The following is a 19,970-nucleotide window of genomic DNA, read 5'->3' as shown; positions in this document are numbered from 1 at the left end:
AGCGATCCGCTCCGATATAGATTTCGGAGCGGATCGCTCCGAATAACTGTGGAGGTATGTCATGCGTGCGATGGTCTTGAGGCAGTACGGCGGGCCGGATGCGCTGGTCGCCGAGGAGGTGCCGGATCCCGTCGCCGGGCCCGGGCAGGTGCTGGTGGAGGTCGCGGTGGCGGGTGTCACGTTCGTGGAGACGCAGGTGCGCGCCGACCGGGGGCCGCGGCGGGCCGAGCTGCCCACGATCCTGGGCAACGGGATCGCGGGCACGGTGCTGGCGGTGGGCGAGGGCGTGGAAGCATCGCTGGTCGGCACGCGGGTGGTCAGCACGCTGGGCGGCTCCGGGGGTTACGCGGAGCTGGCGGTGGCGAGCACCGGCGACCTGATCCCCGTGCCCGATGGCTTGTCGCTGGAGACCGCGGTGGCGCTGCTGGCCGACGGGCGTACCGCCGTGGGCCTGTTCAGGGCCGCCGCGCCCCAGCCCGGCGAGTGGGTGCTGGTGGAGGCGGCGGGCGGCGGCGTAGGCAGCCTGCTGGTGCAGCTGGCCCGCGCCGCCGGAGCACGCGTGATCGGCGCGGCCAGCAGCGCGGGCAAGCGGGACCTGGCCGCGAGCCTGGGCGCCGAACTGACCGTCGACTACACCGACCCCGGCTGGACCGACGTGGTGCGCGCCGCGACCGGCGGCCTGGACGTCGTCTTCGACGGCGTGGGCGGCGAGATCGGCGCGGCGGCCCAGGGGTTGCTGAAGGACGGGGGCAGGCTCAGCGCGTACGGCATGGCCGGCGGCCCCATGACCACCCCCGACCCCCGCGTGACGGCCGTCCCCTGGCCGCAGACGGACCTGCGCGAGCTGTCGAGGGCAGCGCTGGCGGAGGCCGTGGCCGGTCGCCTGCGTCCCACGATCGGCGCCGTGCTCCCCCTGGAGTCCGCCGCCGAGGCCCACGCGGCCATCGAATCGCGCGCGGTCACCGGCAAGACCCTGCTGCTGCCCGCACGGGCGCGGACCATCCTGGTCACCGGCGCGACCGGCAACCAGGGCGGGGCGGTGGCCCGTGAGCTGCTCGCCCGGGGCTGGTCGGTCCGCGCCCTGGTCCGTGACCCGGACTCCGCCCGCCTCCCCGCCGGCGTCTCACCGGTCCAAGGGGACCTGAACGACGCGGACTCCGTACGCACGGCCATGGCAGGCGTCCACGGCGCCTTCAGCATGCAGGCGTTCGCGTGGACGGAGGAAGAGCTGGCCAGAGAGGTCCGCCAGGGCACGACGATCGCCGACGCGGCCAAGGAGCTCCACGTGGCACACCTGGTCTACAGCTCGGTCGGCGGCGCCGAACGCGACACCGGGATCGCTCACTTCGCGAGCAAGTTCGCCGTCGAACAGCACATCGCGGCGGCCGGCGTGCCCGCCACGATTCTGCGCCCGACCTTCTTCATGACGAACCTGCTCTACTACGCCGACGCGCCGGACGGCGAGCGGGTGATCGAACTGCCGTTCCTCCCCGGGCAGCGCATGCAGATGATCGCACCCGAGGACATCGCGTACTTCGCGGCCGAGGCGTTCGACCACCCGGCCGACTACGTGGGCAGGCGGCTGGAGATCGCCGGCGACGCCCCCACCGGGGACGAGATCGCCGAGGTGTACGAGCGGGTCACCGGCGTGGCCACCCGCTTCGCGCCGCAACCGGCCGGCGGGGAGCGGATGTACGAGTGGTTCCAGGAGAGCGGCTACCAGGCCGACCTCGAGGCTCTCAGGAAGGAGCACCCGGGCCTCACGGCGTTCGAGTCATTCCTCCGGAGCCGCCTCTGACGGGCGTCCCCCCGGCGCCTCAGAGACCGGACCTCGCCAGTGACACGGCGAGCGCGACCGGCCCCAGGGCCACCAGCGCCACGGCCGCCGCCACCTTCCAGCGCCTGGCCACCCCCGCCTCCGTCACGAACGCCGCCACGGCCCCCGCGCTCGCGAACGCCGCCCCGGCCGCGACGGCGTCCGCCACCTGGGACGTCCACGACGGCAGCGTCTCCCCGGCCAGCCTGAACGCCACCAGCGCGCCGGCCGCCACCAGCGCCACCCGCCGCCCGGGCCGTACGTCCACCCGCTCCAGCACCAGCGCGGCCCCGGCGAGCAGGGCGAGCGAGATCACCATGACCACCCCCACGGCCGGGACCAGGCATCCCCAGTCCTCGCAGCCCACGCCTGCCCAGGCCAGGCGGACGGTCGCCCACCACAGCATCCCCAGGGCCGCGCACACCGCACACGCCCGCCCCATCCGCCCCGTCATGCCACCAATACTCCCACCAGCCGAAGCCCGGCGCTCTGCCCTGTGCGGCGGTCCAGGCAGCCACAGGCACCGTCAGGAGAACAGGCTCGCCCGGCGCTCGTCGGCGTCGGCGTCGGCGTCGCGGCCCAGCGCGCGCAGGGCGATGGCCCGGTTGAGGTAGAGATCCGGCTGCGGCTGTAACTCGATGGCCCGGCTCAGGTCCTCGACCGCGCCTTCCAGATCCCCGGCCGTGTACCGCAGTACTCCCCGGTTCCCCCAGGCCGCGGCCAGCGTGGGCGCGCCCTCCACGGCCAGGTCCAGCGCCGCCCTGGCCTCGGCGAGCCGGCCGGACGTCGTCTCCAGCTGACCCAGGACCGTGAGCAGGTGCGGGTTGCCCGGCACCAGGGCGAGCCCGGCCGTGACGTCGGCCATGGCCTCCTCGTCCCGTCCCACGGCGGCCAGCAGCCCGGCCCGGTTGATGTAGGCGTCCAGGTAGTCGGGGTCCAGCTCGATCACCCGGCCGAGGTCGGCCAGCGCGCCGCCGGTGTCGCCGCGCATGATGCGCAGCTCGGCCCGGTTGTAGTGCGCCTCGGGCAGCGGCGGCCCGGCGCGCATGGCCCGCTCGTAGTCCGCCAGGGCCTCCTCGTGCTGCCCGAGTTTGAACAGCAGGTTCCCGCGTTCCAGGTAGTAGTCGGGGAAGGCGGGGTCGATGGCGATCGCGGCCGCGTAGTCCTCCAGCGCCTCCTTGGTGTGCCCCAGCGCGGCCAGCAGCTGGGCCCGGTTGGCCAGCAGCACCATCCGGTGCAGCGGATGCCGCTCCCCCAGCTCACGGGCCAGCTCGATGGCCGACTCGACCAGCGACAAGGCGGAGCCGAGGCGCCCGAGCCGCAGCTCGATCAGGGCCAGCCCGTTGCGGTCGAAGCCGAGCTTGAAGGCCCGCTGCGCGGGGTCGGGCAGGATGGTGGAGATGGCGATCGCCTCGTTGATCCAGCGTCTGGCCCTGGCCAGGTCGCGCTGCGCGGGGTCGGGGTGGCGGGCGTCGAGCATGGCGGTGCCGTACGCGCTGGCGGCGTGCATCGCCGGATCCTGGCTGACTGCGCGCACCCGGTCCCACACCGCAAGAGCCTCCGCGGTGCGTCCGAGCCCGCCGAGCGCGGTCGCGGTGCGCTGGGCGAAGGCCCACCACCGCGCCCCGCCCGGCTCTGTGCCGGCCATGCCGCGCTCCCCCAGCTCGACGACGGCGTGCAGGTAGCCCTCCCGCATGGAGCGATCCACCGTCGCCCACAGCTCGTCGGCGCCGCGGGTGTCGGGTTCGGGCTCGGGTCCGTCCGAGTACAGCATGATCGCCAGCGTGGCCGGTGTGATCCGCCGCACCATGACGTCGAGCAGCTCCACGTCGGTCGGGTCGGCCTCGGCCACGTTGCACACGGCCAGCGCTCGCCCCGGGGACACGGCGTCGCGGACGAACTCCGTGATTCCGTTGGCCAGCCGCAGCGTACGGCGGGGCGCCGGCACGAGGATGCGCTCGTCGTCGGCCAGTCCCGCGTCGATCGTGACCCGCTCGGCAGGGACCAGATCGGCCAGCTCGGGCGCCGCCGCGAGGATCTCGATGTCATGGGCCCGCACCAGATCGGCGGATCGTTCCAGGACCTGCGGCACCAGGCGGCGCAACAGGGCCGCGGCGACGGTGTAAGGGCCGCGCGCCCGCCGATGCCCGTCTATCGGTGGCATCAGCAGCCGCGCGGCCCCCCAACTGGAAGGTGGTTCGCCCTGGACCCTGAGATGGGAGCTCGCCTCAGTCACCCCTTGTGAATGACGCTGGAGATCCCTGCGAGCCTCGCGGTTCCAGGCTTGCGGACGACGATGCGCTTCATGACGCGTACCTCTCCACTCGGGGGTGATTCCCCATTATTAGGGCACCCCTACGAATATCAAGGTTCGCGGTGAATAAGCCCGAGGCGCATGGATAAGAAGCAGTTGCCTTTTGATTGGATAATGTAACCTATTTGGACCGAAACCAGCGGAGCAATCCCGTGCTACGCCCCTGGTCGGATTCCCCCATCAAGTCGCACAGGCAGCGACCCAGCAGCGTGACCGACCGGCAGCAGCCGGGCCCCGGCAGGTTCTTGGCGCGGACGATGAGGGTGGCCCGTTCGATCAGCCGCTCCACGCTCGGCTCCCCGCCGCCCTTGAGCGAGCGAGTGTTCCAGGGGCACGACGCGACGTCCGCGCAGGCGCCCTTGGCGACGAGCGGCGCCGCCGCCCCCCTGTCGAGCCGGAGCGGGTCCGTACGTTTGATCTTCAGGTCGGCCAGCGCCTTGGCGGCCGCGCGGGAAACGACGAGAAGATCGTGGTTCTTGCGCTTGCGTTCCCTGCCGAGCGCGGTTTCCCGGGACGGCAGCGCGAGCAACATCGCCCCCGCCATCAGCCCGCCGCCCACCAGCATGCTCCAGCCCACCTGCTCGTTGAACCAGATCACGGCGATCACCGCCACCCAGAGGGGCTGCGACGACATCATGATCGCGCTCGGCACGGGAGGAACGTGCGCCTGGCCGTACGAGCGGGCCAGGAAGCCCAGCGCGCACGAGATCACGGACAGATGCGCCAGCAGCAGCCAGTCCGGCGCGTCGGCGGGCAGCGTGATCCCGTCGCGCGCCCCGGCGACCCCCGTCAGCAGCCCGATGGTGAAGAGCTGGATCACGGTCAGCGCGTAGGGGTGGAACGTGCCGCGCTTGGACAACTGGCCGAGCATGAGCGTGTGGCCGGCGTAGAGTCCGGCCGCGAAGAGCGTGGCCGCGAGCGCGATCAGCGAGAACTCGTGCTGTTCGACCCCGCGCATCAGGGTGAACGCGGTCATTCCGGCCAGGGCCAGCGCGACGCCTGCCCAGATCCGGCGCGGCACCCTGGACTTGAAGAGGATGAGCGCCAGGATCGGCGTGATGACGACACTGCACCCGACGGCGAACCCCGACACGGCCGACGGCAGGCTTCCCAGCGCGATGGCCTGGGCGGTCTGCCCGATCCCGAACATGACCCCGAGAACGGCCCCGTTGATCCACGTCCCCTGTGGAAGCCCGCGAAAGCAGTTTGGCTTGATGAGGAGGAGCGTCAGCGCGGCGATCAGATAGCGCTCGGCGAGCAGATCCTCCACTGGTAACCGCTCGATGAGATCCTTCATCAGTGGGAAGGCCGACCCCCAAGCGGCGCTGACGAACAACAGAAGCACGGCTCCCAGGAGGGGGCGGGGAGCAGGCACGACTGTCATGCCCAAAAGCATCTCACTACAATTTGCAGCCGGTGATGTACAGGGAGCAGCCGGTGAGGTTCCTCTACCACTCGGAGTTAAGACCCTCACCCACGGGCTTGCACATCCATACCAGGAGACCGCCTGAGCCGCGGATTTTCCATCATGTCCCGTAAATGGGAAATGAGTTCTTCCTGCGGGAAATGCACCGGAGCAAGTCACGCCGTCTGACGGCGGAGATCGGCGGGGACGTCACGCCGGGGTATCCGGGGGTGGTCACCGGGGGTGCGGCCCCAGGAGGGGGTCGGTGGGGCCGTTCGGGAGCCGCGGGGATCTCGCCCGCAGACGTCATCTATGGGCGGTCAGAGCTCGAGACGGCCGACAGGACCAGACGTTTCTCGAGGTAGACGACGGTCAGGTCGCCCACGCGCCGCCTGGACAGCTCTCGCCAGCCCCGGCGCTCGTACAACGCGAGCGCGGCCTCCTGGTTGAGTGTCGTGTCTCCGATGACGCTGTGAAACCCGAGCTCCACTGCGCGCTGCTCGAGCGCGACGAGCATGGCCGCGCCGAAACCACGCCGCTGGAACTCGGGATGGACTCTCAGCCGGCAGATCTCCGCCGTCATGGTGTCCACGGGTCTCAGCCCGCCCATGGCGACGACCCGCGAGGACACCTCGCCCACGAAGAAGTCCCCGCCGCATGCCAGGTAGATCTCCTGGATGCGCGGGAAGTCGTCCTCGTAGTAGACGCCGTCGCCGGGGACCAGGCCGACCTCAGCGAGACAGATCCGATGGAGCGCGAGGATGGTGTCCAGATCGGACCAGCGATAGCGCCGGATCGTCAACTTCATGCACCGCCCCCTTTCACTTGGTTCTTGGACCGCCGCAACGCGGACCGGAAATCTTCGAGCCCTGGAGCGTTGGCGTTCTTGGACATGATCGCCTGCTCCAGCGCCAGGGCCGGACGCACGATGAAATCGGTCAGGTATTCGTCGCCCACCAGCCGCAGCGCCTTGGTGCCGATGGAGAGCGCCTCGTCGACGTCGCCGTCGATGAGGCGGCACTGCGCCTGGTCGAGCCTGATCAGCGTCTGGTCGACGATGTGGTCCTCGTATTTGGTCAGGGCCTGGTCGAGAACCACCTCCGCCTCGATCGTCTGGCCCAGCTTGGTGAGCACGTCGCCCTGGTAGAAGAAGAGCTGCTTCTCGGTGTAGCCGAACGCCACGTCCTCCTGGTCCTCCTCGCGCATGTGAGAGAAGGCGTTCCTGGCCCGGGCCAGCGCGCGCTTGGCCTGGTCGACGACCTCTTTCTTGCTGTCCGCCCCGGACATCATGGCCAGCGCCCTGGCCTCGACGACCGGCGCCATGGCCTGTGCCGGGCACGGCATCGAGCCGGCCAGGTCCCGGCTCTTCTTGGCCAAGTGCAGCGCCTCACGGGCGTCGCCGAAGTAGAGGGGGACGAGAGACTCGCGGGCGCACACCCACGCACGCAGCGCGCGATCGCCCGTCTCGTCGGCCGCGGTGCGCCCGGTGCGGAAGAACGCGCGGGCCAGCCGATGATCGCCGAGGTTGATCAGAATCATGCCGCTCAGCCCGGACAGCTGGGCGGCCATCCTGCACAGGCGTTCGGCCAGGTCCGTCGGCTGGCGGCGGGACATGGCCGTGCGCACGGCGCTGAGCTCCAGCAGCACGTCGCACAGCAGTCGCAGCGGGGCCGTCGTGGTGTATTGGCGGCCGAAACTACTCGTCGCCTCCTCCCACTGGTCCAGCATCGCCGCCGACACGGTGGCCGACACGAGGGTCTCGTCCATCCGGCGCCTGATGCCCTCGCAGGCTCCGAGAACAGGACCGTCGAGCTCCGCAAGGGGGGAGGTGTCCACGTTGAGAAGATTTAAGAGCATGCGGCGAAGAATGTTCTCGTCTTCCTGGGCGTCCGGGTCGGGCCCCATCGGATGGATGACGAGCTCGCGCTCCATCGGCAAGACCGGGGCGCGTTCGCGCACCTCACCGTTCAGGGCAGGCATCCGATGGCCGTGGCCGCAGATGCACGGCCCCTCGTAGCCGAGCGAGGCCGGCTCGACGCGGTAGACGGTGCACAAGTAGTGCAGGTATTCGGGTCCGGGACGCTTGAGCCCGCTCTCGTACGCCGACAGGAGCGTCTCGCCGATCCCCGGCATCGGCTTCTTGTCACGCTCGAACAGGGCTCTGACCTGCTCGATGACATCGGCCAGCGCGATTCCTTGGGACAGACGGTGCGCCTTGATGCGGGTCGTGCTGAAGTGGGTCGTGCACGCCTCATGGATTTCATCAGCTATCTGGGCCGACGTGCGCCCGGCGGCCAGGCCCGCGGCCCGGATCCGTCGCGCGATCTCCGTCTCCCTGTGCTGCCTGCCGGTCATCCCGGCCCCTCTCAACGCAAGTCTCGACCGGTCCACAACTGGTGACTGATGGTAGTCGCCAGGTTGCTGTGCGCCTACCCATGACTATGAAGCAATGAGGGCGGCTTGGAAACGCCGTTCTCCAGATTACGGTTAAGGATCGTCCTCCGAGGGGCTGTTTCTTACAACCCACGAGGGAAAAGCAACTCCCTGTAGCGAGGAACCACGCGTTGCGTCCGCCGCCGACATGAGACATCTTTGGCCCACCAGCAGCGATCGTAGGGAGGACGAGAACGGTGGGGGACGACGACTTCGAGCTATTGGAGCGTCTCGTGGCCGAACTCGGCGCGCTCGGCTTGCTCGCACGAGTGGTCAGAGCGCAGAGCGGGCGCCGGTTCGTACGGGTGATCAACCCGAACGCGACCAGCCTGTCCGAGAACGTGACCTGTCGGCCGACAGCCGTGTCCGACATCCCGGACTGGTGGTACTGCTGGTCCTGGGGCGAGCGGATGCACACGGCCGACGACCCGGCCGGTGCGGCGACGAAGGTCGCCCGTGTGCTCGCCGCGGTGGGAGAGTGACGACGCGGTGATCCGGGTGGAGCGCAGCCACCGCGGCTCACCGCACCCACCGCGGCCATACGGAGCCGGCGGGGTGACCGGTGCGGAGGGTCCTGGTATTCCGGGGCCCTGGTCACTCCGCCGGTTCCGCTTTTCATCGCGTGACCTTCCGTACGGCTCGCACCCGTACGCACCAAGCCACCCGACCGGTCCGCCGGGCGGGTGTTTGAGGGATCCCTCTCGGAACCGGCGCGGGACATGCTTCCGGGTGTGTGTCCTGCTCCGAGCCGTCCGTCACCGGAGCGCCGGCTCTCTCCCTCCGCGGCCCAGAGAGCAGGCGACCCCGTCTTCCCCGGCGTGATGTGACGGCGGGCGGTTCGGTCGGCGGTATTTTGGATCGAGATCGAAACGGTCCAAGCAGCCGGGCCGAACCGCTTCCGGAGGGGGATCCACTCAGTGTTACTGCTGGTGACGCCGTCGCCACCGCCCGAGTCGACGCCATCAGGCCTTCCCGACATGGACAAAGTGGCTCAGCAGATGGCCACGACCTGCACAGACGACCCGCTTTGCTCTAGCCTGGTCGGGATGTTTGGGAATGCACCTTGGGCGGGGTTGGTGTCGAGCGCGATCGTGATCGTGCTGATCGTCGTGCTCGCGTTCGTGATCCGCAAGATCGCCCACAAGGTGATCGCGCGGGTGGTCAGTCGCGCGGCGACAGGTGGCTCGCTCACGAACAGGTTCCGCAGGGCCGCCGCGACCGACGGCATCGACGCGCTGCTGCACGAGCGGCGCAAGCAGCGGGCCGAGACGATGGGGTCGGTGCTCAAGCACGTCGCCTCGATCGTCATCATGGGCACCGCGGCGTTGACCGTGCTCGAGCGGCTCACCGTCCCGATCGCGCCGCTGCTGACCAGCGTCGGCATTCTCGGCGTGGCCATCGGCTTCGGTGCTCAGGAGTTGGTCAAGGACTTCATCGCGGGCATGTTCATGTTGCTGGAGGACCAGTACGGCGTCGGCGACGTGATCGACGTGGGCCCCGCCGTAGGCACGGTCGAGGCCGTGACGCTGCGCGTCACCAGGCTGCGCGACGTGGACGGCCGCGTCTGGTATGTCCGCAACGGCACGATCACCAGGGTGGGCAACGAGTCGCAGGGCTGGTCGCGGGCGTACATGGACGTGCCGGTGGCCTACGACGCCGACATCGTGAGCGTGAAGGTGCTGCTGGAGCACGTCGCGGAGGAGATCTGGGCCGACCCCGAGCTGCGCGAGGCCAAGATCGTGGAGCAGCCGAAGGTGTTCGGCGTGGAGCAGCTGTCGGACAGCTCGCTGGTGTTCCGCATCACCGCCAAGACGCTGCCCTCCGCCCAGGCGGAGGTGGCCAGGGAGCTCAGGCTCAGGGTCAAGGCCGCGCTCGACGCCGCGGGCATCACGATGGTCCCCACCGCATAAGCTAATGAGCGTGACTGAGACCTCCTTCTACGACGCCGTCGGAGGCGAGGAGACCTTCCGCCGCCTCGTGCACCGCTTCTACGAGGGGGTCGCCGAAGACCCGGTGCTGCGGCCGCTCTACCCGGAGCCCGACCTGACGGGCGCCGAGGAGCGGCTGCGGGGCTTCCTGATCCAATACTGGGGTGGCCCCAAGACCTACAGCGAGCAGCGCGGCCACCCGCGGCTGCGCATGCGGCACATGCCGTTCGTGATCGGCGAGCCGGAGCGGGACGCCTGGCTGCGGCACATGCGGGACGCGGTCGACTCGCTCGATCTCCCGGACGAGCTGGAGACCAAGCTCTGGGACTATCTGGTCTACGCGGCCCACAGCCTGGTGAACTCAGCCGTATAACGGGGCATGAGACGCCACATGGATATCCCCTGGTGGCGTGATGCCGTCGTCTACGAGATCTATGTTCGCAGCTTCGCCGACGCCTCGGGAGACGGCGTCGGCGACCTGGCCGGGGTGCGGCAACACCTGCCGTACCTGCGACGGCTGGGGGTCGACGCCATCTGGCTGACGCCGTTCTACCCCTCCCCCATGGCCGACGGGGGCTACGACGTGAGCGACTACCGCGGCGTCAATCCGCTGTTCGGCTCGCTGGCCGACTTCGACGCGCTGGTCGCCGACGCGCACGAGCTGGGGCTCAGGGTGCTGGTGGACATCGTGCCCAACCACAGTTCCTCCGAGCATCCCTGGTTCCAGGCGGCGCTGCGGGGCGAGGGCCGTGACCGATACATCTTCCGCGACACGATCAACAACTGGCAGTCCACCTTCAGCGGCCCTGCCTGGACGCGGGTGGCGGACGGCCAGCACTACCTGCATCTGTTCGCTCCCGGGCAGCCCGACTTCAACTGGCGCAATCCCGAGGTGCACCGGGAGTTCCTGGACATCCTCCGGTTCTGGCTGGACCGGGGCGTGGACGGGTTCCGCATCGACGTGGCGATGGGCCTGTACAAGGCGGCGGGCCTGCCGGACGTCGGCGACCAGTCGTTCAAGGCGGTCTCCCCGGTGTGGGGACAGCCCGAGGTGCACAACGTCTACCGCGACTGGCGGCGGCTGCTCGACAGCTATCCGGGCGAGCGCATGGCCGTGGGCGAGGTGTGGACCGACAGCTCCGAGGACCTCGCCCTCTACGTGCGTCCCGACGAGCTGCAGCAGAGCTTCAACTTCGCCTGGCTGCAGGCGCCGTGGTCGCCGACGGCGTTCAAGAAGGTCATCGACGACACGCTCGGCACCGTGCCGTTCGCGACCTGGGTGCTGTCCAACCACGACGTCGTACGGCACCGCACCCGCTACGAGACGGCCGACCCCGGCACCGGCCTCGCGCGGGCCAGGGCGGCGCTGCTGACCATGCTGGCCCTGCCCGGCTCCGCCTATCTCTACCAGGGCGAGGAGCTGGGGCTGCCCGAGGTGACCGACCTGCCGGCGGAGGCCAGGCAGGACCCGGTGTTCTTCCAGTCGGAGGGCAAGCTGCCCGGGCGGGACGGGTGCCGGGTGCCGATCCCGTGGACGGTGGACACGCCCTCGTACGGGTTCGCCCCGGGCGGGGTGGAGCCGTGGCTGCCGCAGCCGGCGACGTTCGCCGAGCTGAGCGTTGAGAAGCAGGAGGGGGACGCCGACTCGACGCTCGAGTTCTACAGGCGGGCGCTGGCCTGCCGCCGGGACGTGGTGAGGGAAATTCCTTACACCTTGGAGTGGCTGGACTCTCCCGAGGGTGCGCTTTTCTTCACCCGCGGCCGGTTGATCTGCGCGATCAACTGCGGCACCCGGCCGGTACGCCTGCCCGAGCACGACACCGTGCTGATGGCGAGCGGGCCGCTCAAGCGGGACCTGCTGCCGCCCGACACGGCCGTGTGGTTGTCGTCATAAGCCCTTAGGGCGCTCGCTGCGAACGGGGACGACGGGCACGGACAGCAGCGTGAACACCAGCCCCGCCGCGAAGCCCGCCCAGAACCCCACGCTCTCCATCAACACCCCGGCCAGCGGAGTGGCGACCAGGGAAACGGAGTTCTGGATGGTGTTGTGGGTGCCGAGCACCCTGCCCGCCGACGCGGGGCCGGCGAGCTCGCCCGCCGCCAGGTAGGCGAGCCCGTTGCCGGCCACGGTCATCACCGCGGCCAGCGCGAGCATCGCGGGCCCGAGCCAGGTGCGGGTGAGCGTCCCGCCGGCCAGCAGCGCCAGCACGCCGACATTGGCGAACGTGATCAGCAGCAGGGGCCGCATGCGCAGCCCCGTCCGGTCGGACCACCGCCCCGCCGCGATGCGGATGACGGCCCCGCCGATCGCCGCCACGCCGAACAAGCGCCCGGCCTCCACATCGTCCCAGCCGTAGAGCTCGACCAGGCAGCTCACGCCGTACGTGCTGACCACGATCTGCGGCACCACGTGCAACGCGCTGGTGGCGTGCACCCGCCACAACGCCGGTTGCCGGTACGGCGAGCCCGCCGGCGACGTGCCGCGGCCGGCGAGCTCGTGCGGCGGCTCGGCCAGGAAGATCGCGGCCAGCACGGCGGCGAGCAGGCTCGTGCCCGCACAGACCAGGAGCACGCCGGGCAGGCCGTGCGCCCGGGCGACGGGCGGCAGCGTGAACGCGCCGACGGCCATGCCGAGCGTGAACGAGACTTGGCGCAGGCCCATGGCGACGCCGCGCTCGGGGGGCTGGAACCAGCGCAGCACGATCCGCCCGCCGCCGACCATCGCGGCCGAGCCCGCCGCGCCGGCCAGGGCGAGCAACACGACCACGGCCCATGCCCGGTCGACGAACGCGACGGCGGCGAATGACACGGCGGCCAGACTCACGCCGATGCCCAGGACCAGCCGCTCGCCGTGCCGGTCGGCGAGCGCTCCCCAGGCGACGAGGGCGAGGAGGATGCCAAAGGCCGGGGCGTTCGCCATGATTCCCGCCACCGTCAGCGACACACCGAAATGTCGCATGATTTCCGGCATGACCAGGGGCAGGGCGAACAACCCCAAGGTGACACTGGCATGGGCGTTGACGCCCAGCGCCAGCATCCACCAGCGCCTCATACGGAGAAACGTTTGAGGTAAGCCAGCTCGCTCTCGCTGAGCCTGCGCGGGGCGGCCCGCTCGACGTCGTACGCGGCGATGACCGACATGGCTGTGACGTAGACCTGGTCGTCGTCGCGGATCTCGTAGCGCAGGGTGAACCGTACCGGTCTGATCTCCTCCACCCAGGTCTCCACCCGCACCGGGTCGGGGCGGAAGCCGAGCGGGCGACGGTAGTCGATCTCGTGTCGGGTCACGACCAGGCCTTTGAACGGCTCCTCACCCGCGTTGTGGAGGTCGATGGCGAACATGCCGAAGCGGGCGTCCTCCAGGTAGTCGAGGAAGCGCACGTTGTTCACATGGCCTTGGGAGTCGATGTCGGCGAATCTCACCGTGCGGGGATAGGTGTGCCGCTGGGCCGGGGTACGTTCAACCACGTCCGCCACCGTATCGGCCCCCCGTCGGCGGTAACCATGCCGCCCCCGGCGCCTGGCCCGTCACCCCTCAGCCGTGGGTCAGCCGTCTTCGAGGACCTTCAGCGGGTCGAGCCGGCGGATCAGGGCCATCGCGGCCTCGATGACCTCGCGTGCCTCGTCCTCCGTGTCGGAGGTGGCGACCTCGCGGGCGGCCTCCCCGATGATGCTGGTCAACACGGCCACGGTGAACCGGTCGAGCGGATCCCCACCGGCGCCGAGCAGCACGGCGTTCTGGCGTACCCACTCCCGCCCTCTGGTCCGGCGGATCAGCTCGAACCCGGGCGGCCCATCCCCGTCGATGAACAACCTGGCCAGGTCCCGCCGCTCCCAGGCCCCGTCGAGGTACGCCCTCGCCCCCGCGATCAGCAACTCGACCGGATCGTCCACCCCGGCCTTCTTGGCTGCGGCCACGCTGGCCGCCGACGCCTGCTCGTGCGCCGCCTGGTGGTCCTCGTAGAGAGCGAGGAACAACTCGGTCTTGCCGCCGAAGTGGTGGTAGAGGCTGCCGACGCTGGACCCGGCGCGGGCGACCACCTCGGAGACGCTGGAGTCGGCGAATCCGTGCTCGCTGAAGACCTCGCGTGCCGCCTGGAGCATGCTCTTGCGGGTCTGTGCCGTACGGCTCCACTCCCACGAGGACTTACGTGCCATGAGGGGATCGTACCGCTGACTAATTCTAGAATCCCGCTCTACGACGTCATGTTTCCAGCGCGACGCGTGCCGGTAGGAGGATCATGGCATGAAGGGCCGGCAGGCGCCCATGAGCACGAACGGAAGGACGGCATTGACCACGATCTTCGACAAAGTCGCCTGGATCCACCTGGAGGACCGGAAGATCCTCAGCACCCGATCGCGCGGCAAGGACGTCTACTACCTGCCCGGCGGCAAACGGGAACCGGGTGAGAGCGACCTCGACACCCTGGTCAGGGAGATCGACGAGGAGCTCGCCGTCGCCATCGTCCCGAGCAGCGCGGCGCACTTCGGTACGTTCGAGGCGCAGGCCGACAGTCACCCTGACGGGGTCATCGTGCGGATGATCTGCTACACCGCCCGGCACCAGGGCACTCCGACGCCGAGCAGCGAGATCGACGAGGTGGTCTGGCTCACGTACGCCGACCGGGACCGCGTGGCCCCGGTCGATCAGATCATTTTCGACCAGCTCCACCGGACCGGCCGGCTCCTTTAGCGCGCTATCCGATCTCGACGGGAACCTCGTAAATCTCGTTCGTCGGGTGCCCGGCCTGCTCGTGCACCCGCAGGACCGCCTCCTTGGACGGCCCGGTCGACAGGCAGAACACCTTGCCCGACTCCGGGTCGAGCCAGGCGTGCTCGAAGTGCACGCCCTCGGATTCCTCGATCGCCAGGTCCCGCTCGTGCTCCTCGCGCAACTGGCCCTCCGTCGCGCCGGCGAATCCGGTGTGCACGTCCATGAACTTCGCCATCGTGTATCCCTCCCCTTATTAGTGACCTTTCCCGGATAGTCGGTCCAAATCGTCTCCCCCGCCGAGGAGGCCGGGTGGGGGCGGTCGGTCGGGACTCCAGGACGCGGACTCGAGGGCGAGGACTCCAGCACGCGGACTCCAGCACGCGGACTCCAGCACGCGGACGCGGGGCTGAGGAGACCCTCAAGGACTGGCGACGCCGTTGCCGCGGTTGAGCGGTCTCGAAGTCGGCGCCGTGGGTGGACATGTCCGCCGCTCACACGACAACAGGCGTGTGAGCGGCGGGCCGGCCGCTCACACGCCTGTTGATTCGCGCGACTCAGTCGCGGTGCAGCTTCCGGTAGGTCACCCGGTGCGGGCGCGCCGCGTCGGCGCCGAGCCGTTCGACCTTGTTCTTCTCGTAGTCGGCGAAGTTGCCCTCGAACCAGAACCAGTTGGAGCCTTCCTCCCACGCCAGGATGTGCGTGGCGATGCGGTCGAGGAACCACCGGTCGTGCGAGGTGATGACGGCGCAGCCCGGGAAGTCCAGCAGCGCGTTCTCCAGCGAAGACAGCGTCTCCGTGTCGAGGTCGTTGGTGGGCTCGTCGAGCAGCAGGACGTTGCCGCCCTGCTTGAGGGTGAGCGCCAGGTTGAGCCGGTTGCGCTCGCCGCCCGACAGCACCCCCGCCTTCTTCTGCTGGTCAGGGCCCTTGAAACCGAACGCCGCGATGTACGCCCGCGACGGCATCTCCACGTTGCCGACCTTGATGTGGTCGAGCCCGTCGGAGACGACCTCCCAGACATTCTTGTTCGGGTCGATGCCGCCGCGGCTCTGGTCCGCGTACGAGATCTTGACGGTGTCGCCGACCGTGATCGACCCCTTGTCGGGCGTCTCGCCACCGGTGATCATGCGGAACAGCGTGGTCTTGCCGACGCCGTTGGGGCCGATGATGCCGACGATGCCGTTGCGGGGCAGGTCGAACGTCAGCCCTTCCATCAGCAGCCGGTCACCGAAGCCCTTGGTGAGCTCGTCGGACTTGATCACCGTGGTGCCCAGGCGCGGGCCCGGCGGGATCTGGATCTCCTCGAAGTCCAGCTTGCGGTATTTGTCCGCTTCGGCCGCCATCTCCTCGTAGCGCTGGAGGCGGGCCTTGCTCTTGGTCTGGCGGGCCTTCGGGTTGGACCGGACCCACTCGAGCTCGTCCTCCAAGCGCTTCTTGCGCTTGACGTCCTTCTGCCCCTCGACCTTGAGCCGCTGGGCCTTGAGCTCCAGGTAGGTGGAGTAGTTGCCCTCGTAGGCGTAGGCGCGGCCGCGGTCCAACTCCAGGATCCAGCCGGCGACGTTGTCGAGGAAGTAGCGGTCGTGGGTGACGGCCAGGACGGTGCCGGCGTATTTCTCCAGGTGCTGCTCCAGCCACTGCACGCTCTCGGCGTCGAGGTGGTTGGTGGGCTCGTCGAGCAGCAGCAGGTCGGGCGCCTCCAGCAGCAGCTTGCACAGCGCGACCCGGCGCCGCTCGCCACCGGACAGCTTGGTCACCTCGGCGTCGGGCGGCGGGCACCGCAAGGCGTCCATCGCCTGCTCCAGCTGGCTGTCAAGATCCCAAGCGTTGCGGTGCTCCAGCTGATCCTGCAGCTTGCCCATCTCGTTCATCAGCTCGTCGCTGTAGTCGGTGGCCATCTGCTCGGCGATCTCGTTGAAGCGATGAAGCATCGCCATCGTCTCGGCTACGCCCTCCTGGACGTTGCCGAGGACGGTCTTCTCCTCGTTGAGCGGCGGCTCCTGCTGGAGCATGCCGACCGTGAAGCCGGGCATGAGCCGGGCCTCGCCGTTGGACGGCTGCTCCAGGCCGGCCATCATCCGGAGCAGCGTCGACTTCCCGGTGCCGTTCGGCCCCAGGACACCGATCTTGGCTCCGGGCAGGAACGACAGCGTGACGTCGTCAAGGACAACCTTGTCGCCGTGCGCCTTGCGCACGCGCTGCAGCGTGTAGATGTACTCCGGCATGTCCTCTAGCTTAGGGGCTCCCGACCCGGGCTTCCGCCGCTCCTCCCCAGGAGCGCCCCAGGCCCCAACACGACCAGGCCGGCCGCTGGGCGACACCATCAGATGGCAGCACCAGGCCACGGAATGGCACCGCAGCGCTGCGGCCAGACTGCCCTGCACCAGGCCATGGGACTGCACCGCAGCACTGCGGCGCAAACACCGCCCCTCAACCGGCGCGTGCGAACGTCCGCCTGTGAGACGTTGCCGGACCTGTAGGGACAGGTGCCGGGGCGGTCAGCAGGGTTCCTCAGGGAGGGGGCGGGGCGGGGGGTGGACGGCTGGGATGCAGACGCGGTCGCGGCCCAGCTCCTTCGCTCGGTACAGCGCCAGATCGGCGGCGGCCAGCAGATCGATCAGCTCATCGCCGTGGACGCTCATCAACGCGACGCCAGCCGAAATGGTGACCTTGACGAGGGTGTCATCGGCAGGGATGGCCATGTGGCCGATGCGGGTGCGCAGGCGCTCGGCAACCTGCCGGGCCTCGTGAATGTCGGCGCCGGGCAGCAGGACGACGAACTCCTCACCGCCGAAACGCCCCACCACGTCGTAGTCGCGCAGTTGGCTGCGCAACGCGGCCGCCACCCCGACCAGGACCTGATCGCCGACCAGGTGGCCATGCGCGTCGTTGACGCGTTTGAAGTGGTCGATGTCGATGATCAGAAGCGCCAGCGTGTCACCGGTGCGGCGGGCGCGGACGATCTCCGTGTCGGCCTCGCGTTGCCAGGCGGCGGCGTTCAGCAAGCCGGTCTTCGCGTCCGTACGTGCCGCCGCCTGCAGCTGGGCATGCAGGAGGCTGCGTTGCAGGAGCACCACCGGCGGAAGGGCGAGCAGCAGCAGGGCGAGGTTGAGGCCGCAGGCGATCGACACCGTGACCCCCAGGCACAGCTCGACGATGTCCAGCAGCACGCTCTCCCGGTCCCACAGCACCTCCCGCCAGGTGATGTCCGGGTTGGCCATATGGGCGGCGATGGCGATGAGCGCGATGTTGAGCAGCGAGAAGAGCACGGCCGCCGCCACCGCGTACATGATGGGCGGGCCACTGCCGCGCGACAACGCCGACGGGTCGGGGACGAACTCGTGGAACAGGACCGATGCCGAACACCCGGCCAGGCCGATAGCGGCCGAGGTGAACACCCGGCGGTGCAGCACCGTGGCACGGACTCGTAGCTGCAGCAGGACCTGCAGCACGATCGGCGCGAACAGCGCGTAGACGGGGGGCAAGAGCAAGGCCACCGGCAGCCACCAGGCCGACAGCAGGTCCCGCGAGACCCCGGCGGGCATCCCCAGGCGTCTGGTGGCCTCGATGCAGACCATGCCACACCCCATGAGGGCAGCAAACGTGCCCGCATCCGGCCACCGGAACTCGGTGCTGGACGCGAACACCATGATCGCGACGAGATCGAGAGCCACTATCGCGCACAAGTAGATCACGAGTGGGCGGCGTTGCCCTAGCAATGGCCAGCGGTCGACCAGTGTTGACACACCGTTGCGAGACTTTATCGAGGCGTGACTGGTCGCTGCCATCTCGTCTCCTCCCTGACTAACGATGTGTAACACAATAATTGCGGAGTGTGCGTTGCGCGATGGGAACCGATACGTTGACAGAGACCACACCTGCTCAATCCGCGAGCGGGCCGTGCTGGAAAGGAGCAGCCATGGTGCGGGGCGTGATTTGGGCCTGACAGATGCGCTCGCGATCTGACGCGGGCCGCCACACGGGTCAACGCCATCGGCCGCCCTCGGGGCGATCAACGGGATTTCGGCCGGTGCCCCCTCCCCTCCTCCTCCCCCCTCCCTTAGCCAACTCCCCTGTGCGCATCATCAACTGCTCAACCGCCTGCGCCTTAGCGGCCGTCCCGACGCCCAACACCTCAGCGCCCTCATAGTCAGCGCCGTCACACGTCACCGCTCCCAACGCTCCAGCACCTCAGCACCTTCAGCACCTCAGCACCTTCAGCACCTCAGCACCTTCAGCACCTCAGCACCTTCAGCACCTCAGCACCTTCAGCACCTCAGCACCTTCATCACCTCAGCACCTTCAGCACCTTCAGCACCTCAGCACCTTCAGCACCTCAGCGCCTTCAGCACCTCAGCACCTTCAGCACCTCAGCGCCCTCAGCACCTCAGCGCCCTCAGCACCTCAGCGCCCTCAGCACCTCAGCGCCTTCAGCACCTCAGCGCCTTCAGCGCCTTCAGCACCTTCAGCACCTTCAGCACCTTCAGCACCTCAGTGCCTTCAGCACCTCAGCACCCTCAACGCCCTCAACGCCCGCAGCGCCCTCAGCACCTCAGCGCCCCCATAGTCAGCGCCGTCACACATCAACGCCCTCAACGCCCGCAGCGCCCTCAGCACCTCAGCGCCCGCAGCGCCCAGCGCCCTCACACCTCAGCGCTCGCAGCGCCACCAGCGCCCCAACATCTCAGCCCCTTCAGCACCTCTGCGCCCGAAGCACCAGGGAGCACCGCATGTGGCCGACGGCGCCCCCTGATGGCTCGGTGTTCTACGCTGCCGCACGATCCTCGGTCGTCAGCGGCTCGACGTTCTCGTCGTCTTCATCGCCGGCGCTGTCGTTCGCGCCCTCCGGCCCAAGCACGCGGACTGGGTGGCTTTCGGTCGGCGCGGCGCCGGGGCGAGGGAGGGAGCGGAGGGGCCGGGAGCCCATGGCCCAGTCCTGGGTTTCCTCGTCGAGGCGGTCACGCATTTCCTTGCTCATCGAGGCCACGCCAGCGCCCCGCTCCGGCTTGGTGAAGACTCCGGTGCCCCAGCGCAGGTCGTGGCCCACCGCGCTGGCCTCTATCTCAGGCATGAAACGGCGGTCGCCTTCCTGGCCGAACTCGCGGATGCGGAGCCTGCCCGACACCACCACAGGCTGCCCCGCCCGTACGGACGTGGCGACGTTTTCTCCCAAGGCGCGCCAGCAGCGGACGGTGAAGCAGACCCGCTCGCCATCGGTCCACTGGCCTGTCTTCTTGTCGAAGTAACGGTGCGAAGTGAGCACCTTCAGCGAGGTGACCCTGAGGCCGTCATCGAAGGTGTATTGCCGGGGCTCTGCTGCGACGTTGCCGGTGAGCGTGATGTAGATGTCGTTCATCCCGTGCCTC

At 69.2% G+C, this 19,970-nt stretch carries 18 protein-coding genes; 6 read left to right on the top strand and 12 right to left on the bottom strand.

What is annotated here, in order from left to right; all coding sequences use genetic code 11:
* Nucleotides 1–61 precede the first annotated feature (61 nt).
* Nucleotides 62–1,798: an NmrA family NAD(P)-binding protein gene (locus OHA25_RS25645; RefSeq protein ID WP_327590048.1), complete on the top strand. Its 1,737-nt coding sequence runs from the start codon at nucleotides 62–64 to the stop codon at nucleotides 1,796–1,798.
* A 19-nt stretch (nucleotides 1,799–1,817) separates the two neighbouring features.
* Here OHA25_RS25645 and OHA25_RS25640 read toward each other — a convergent pair whose 3' ends face one another.
* The 5 genes from OHA25_RS25640 to OHA25_RS25620 form a co-directional block, all read right to left on the bottom strand.
* Complete coding sequence (locus OHA25_RS25640; RefSeq protein ID WP_327590047.1) at nucleotides 1,818–2,270, bottom strand: hypothetical protein; 453 nt, start codon at nucleotides 2,268–2,270, stop codon at nucleotides 1,818–1,820.
* A gap of 72 nt (nucleotides 2,271–2,342) precedes the next feature.
* On the bottom strand, nucleotides 2,343–3,980 hold the full coding sequence (locus OHA25_RS25635) for a tetratricopeptide repeat protein (protein ID WP_327590046.1): 1,638 nt from the start codon (nucleotides 3,978–3,980) through the stop codon (nucleotides 2,343–2,345).
* Nucleotides 3,981–4,251: 271 nt separating this feature from the next.
* Nucleotides 4,252–5,514 (bottom strand): DMT family transporter, encoded by a 1,263-nt coding sequence (locus tag OHA25_RS25630; RefSeq protein WP_327590045.1) that lies wholly within the window; start codon nucleotides 5,512–5,514, stop codon nucleotides 4,252–4,254.
* Nucleotides 5,515–5,845: 331 nt separating this feature from the next.
* Nucleotides 5,846–6,343 (bottom strand): GNAT family N-acetyltransferase, encoded by a 498-nt coding sequence (locus OHA25_RS25625; RefSeq protein ID WP_327590044.1) that lies wholly within the window; start codon nucleotides 6,341–6,343, stop codon nucleotides 5,846–5,848.
* Entirely contained in the window at nucleotides 6,340–7,890 is a 1,551-nt protein-coding gene (locus tag OHA25_RS25620) for an XRE family transcriptional regulator (RefSeq protein ID WP_327590043.1), read from the bottom strand. The genes OHA25_RS25625 and OHA25_RS25620 overlap by 4 nt, the downstream gene beginning before the upstream one ends.
* A 275-nt stretch (nucleotides 7,891–8,165) precedes the next feature.
* On the opposite strand from OHA25_RS25620, the gene OHA25_RS25615 reads away from it, so the two are divergent.
* The 4 genes from OHA25_RS25615 to OHA25_RS25600 all read left to right on the top strand — a co-directional run bounded on the left by OHA25_RS25615 (nucleotide 8,166) and on the right by OHA25_RS25600 (nucleotide 11,790).
* Nucleotides 8,166–8,450, top strand: a complete 285-nt coding sequence (locus OHA25_RS25615; RefSeq protein ID WP_305915202.1) for a hypothetical protein — start codon at nucleotides 8,166–8,168, stop codon at nucleotides 8,448–8,450.
* 564 nt (nucleotides 8,451–9,014) lie between these two features.
* The gene (locus OHA25_RS25610; protein ID WP_327590042.1) at nucleotides 9,015–9,878 is read left to right on the top strand and encodes a mechanosensitive ion channel family protein; all 864 of its coding nucleotides are present in this window, start codon (nucleotides 9,015–9,017) and stop codon (nucleotides 9,876–9,878) included.
* 10 nt (nucleotides 9,879–9,888) lie between these two features.
* Nucleotides 9,889–10,269 (top strand): globin, encoded by a 381-nt coding sequence (locus tag OHA25_RS25605; protein ID WP_305915204.1) that lies wholly within the window; start codon nucleotides 9,889–9,891, stop codon nucleotides 10,267–10,269.
* Nucleotides 10,270–10,287: 18 nt separating this feature from the next.
* Nucleotides 10,288–11,790, top strand: coding sequence for a glycoside hydrolase family 13 protein (locus OHA25_RS25600; RefSeq protein WP_327590041.1), 1,503 nt, complete (start codon nucleotides 10,288–10,290; stop codon nucleotides 11,788–11,790).
* On the opposite strand, the gene OHA25_RS25595 is transcribed toward OHA25_RS25600, so the two are convergent.
* The 3 genes from OHA25_RS25595 to OHA25_RS25585 all read right to left on the bottom strand — a co-directional run bounded on the left by OHA25_RS25595 (nucleotide 11,785) and on the right by OHA25_RS25585 (nucleotide 14,054).
* Nucleotides 11,785–12,948 (bottom strand): MFS transporter, encoded by a 1,164-nt coding sequence (locus OHA25_RS25595; RefSeq protein ID WP_327590040.1) that lies wholly within the window; start codon nucleotides 12,946–12,948, stop codon nucleotides 11,785–11,787. The genes OHA25_RS25600 and OHA25_RS25595 overlap by 6 nt on opposite strands.
* Nucleotides 12,945–13,364 carry an acyl-CoA thioesterase gene (locus tag OHA25_RS25590; protein WP_371825740.1) on the bottom strand — a complete coding sequence of 140 codons (420 nt, stop codon included), beginning with the start codon at nucleotides 13,362–13,364 and terminating at the stop codon, nucleotides 12,945–12,947. The genes OHA25_RS25595 and OHA25_RS25590 overlap by 4 nt, the downstream gene beginning before the upstream one ends.
* A gap of 78 nt (nucleotides 13,365–13,442) precedes the next feature.
* Nucleotides 13,443–14,054 (bottom strand): TetR/AcrR family transcriptional regulator, encoded by a 612-nt coding sequence (locus tag OHA25_RS25585; RefSeq protein WP_327590039.1) that lies wholly within the window; start codon nucleotides 14,052–14,054, stop codon nucleotides 13,443–13,445.
* A gap of 88 nt (nucleotides 14,055–14,142) precedes the next feature.
* On the opposite strand from OHA25_RS25585, the gene OHA25_RS25580 reads away from it, so the two are divergent.
* Entirely contained in the window at nucleotides 14,143–14,589 is a 447-nt protein-coding gene (locus OHA25_RS25580) for an NUDIX hydrolase (protein WP_327590038.1), read from the top strand.
* 4 nt (nucleotides 14,590–14,593) lie between these two features.
* Here the strand turns inward: OHA25_RS25580 and OHA25_RS25575 are convergent, their stop codons facing one another.
* The 4 genes from OHA25_RS25575 to OHA25_RS25560 form a co-directional block, all read right to left on the bottom strand.
* Complete coding sequence (locus OHA25_RS25575) at nucleotides 14,594–14,845, bottom strand: SCO4226 family nickel-binding protein (RefSeq protein ID WP_327590037.1); 252 nt, start codon at nucleotides 14,843–14,845, stop codon at nucleotides 14,594–14,596.
* Nucleotides 14,846–15,164: 319 nt separating this feature from the next.
* On the bottom strand, nucleotides 15,165–16,829 hold the full coding sequence (gene ettA, locus OHA25_RS25570; RefSeq protein ID WP_327590036.1) for an energy-dependent translational throttle protein EttA: 1,665 nt from the start codon (nucleotides 16,827–16,829) through the stop codon (nucleotides 15,165–15,167).
* 273 nt (nucleotides 16,830–17,102) lie between these two features.
* Entirely contained in the window at nucleotides 17,103–18,182 is a 1,080-nt protein-coding gene (locus OHA25_RS25565) for a GGDEF domain-containing protein (protein ID WP_327590035.1), read from the bottom strand.
* Nucleotides 18,183–19,369: 1,187 nt separating this feature from the next.
* Nucleotides 19,370–19,960, bottom strand: coding sequence for a single-stranded DNA-binding protein (locus OHA25_RS25560; protein ID WP_327590034.1), 591 nt, complete (start codon nucleotides 19,958–19,960; stop codon nucleotides 19,370–19,372).
* Nucleotides 19,961–19,970: the final 10 nt, after the last annotated feature.

This window comes from Nonomuraea sp. NBC_00507 (genome assembly GCF_036013525.1).
Lineage (GTDB): Bacteria > Actinomycetota > Actinomycetes > Streptosporangiales > Streptosporangiaceae > Nonomuraea.
The sequence above is the reverse complement of the archived record's forward strand: the minus strand, read 5'-3'. Positions and strand labels throughout refer to the sequence as shown.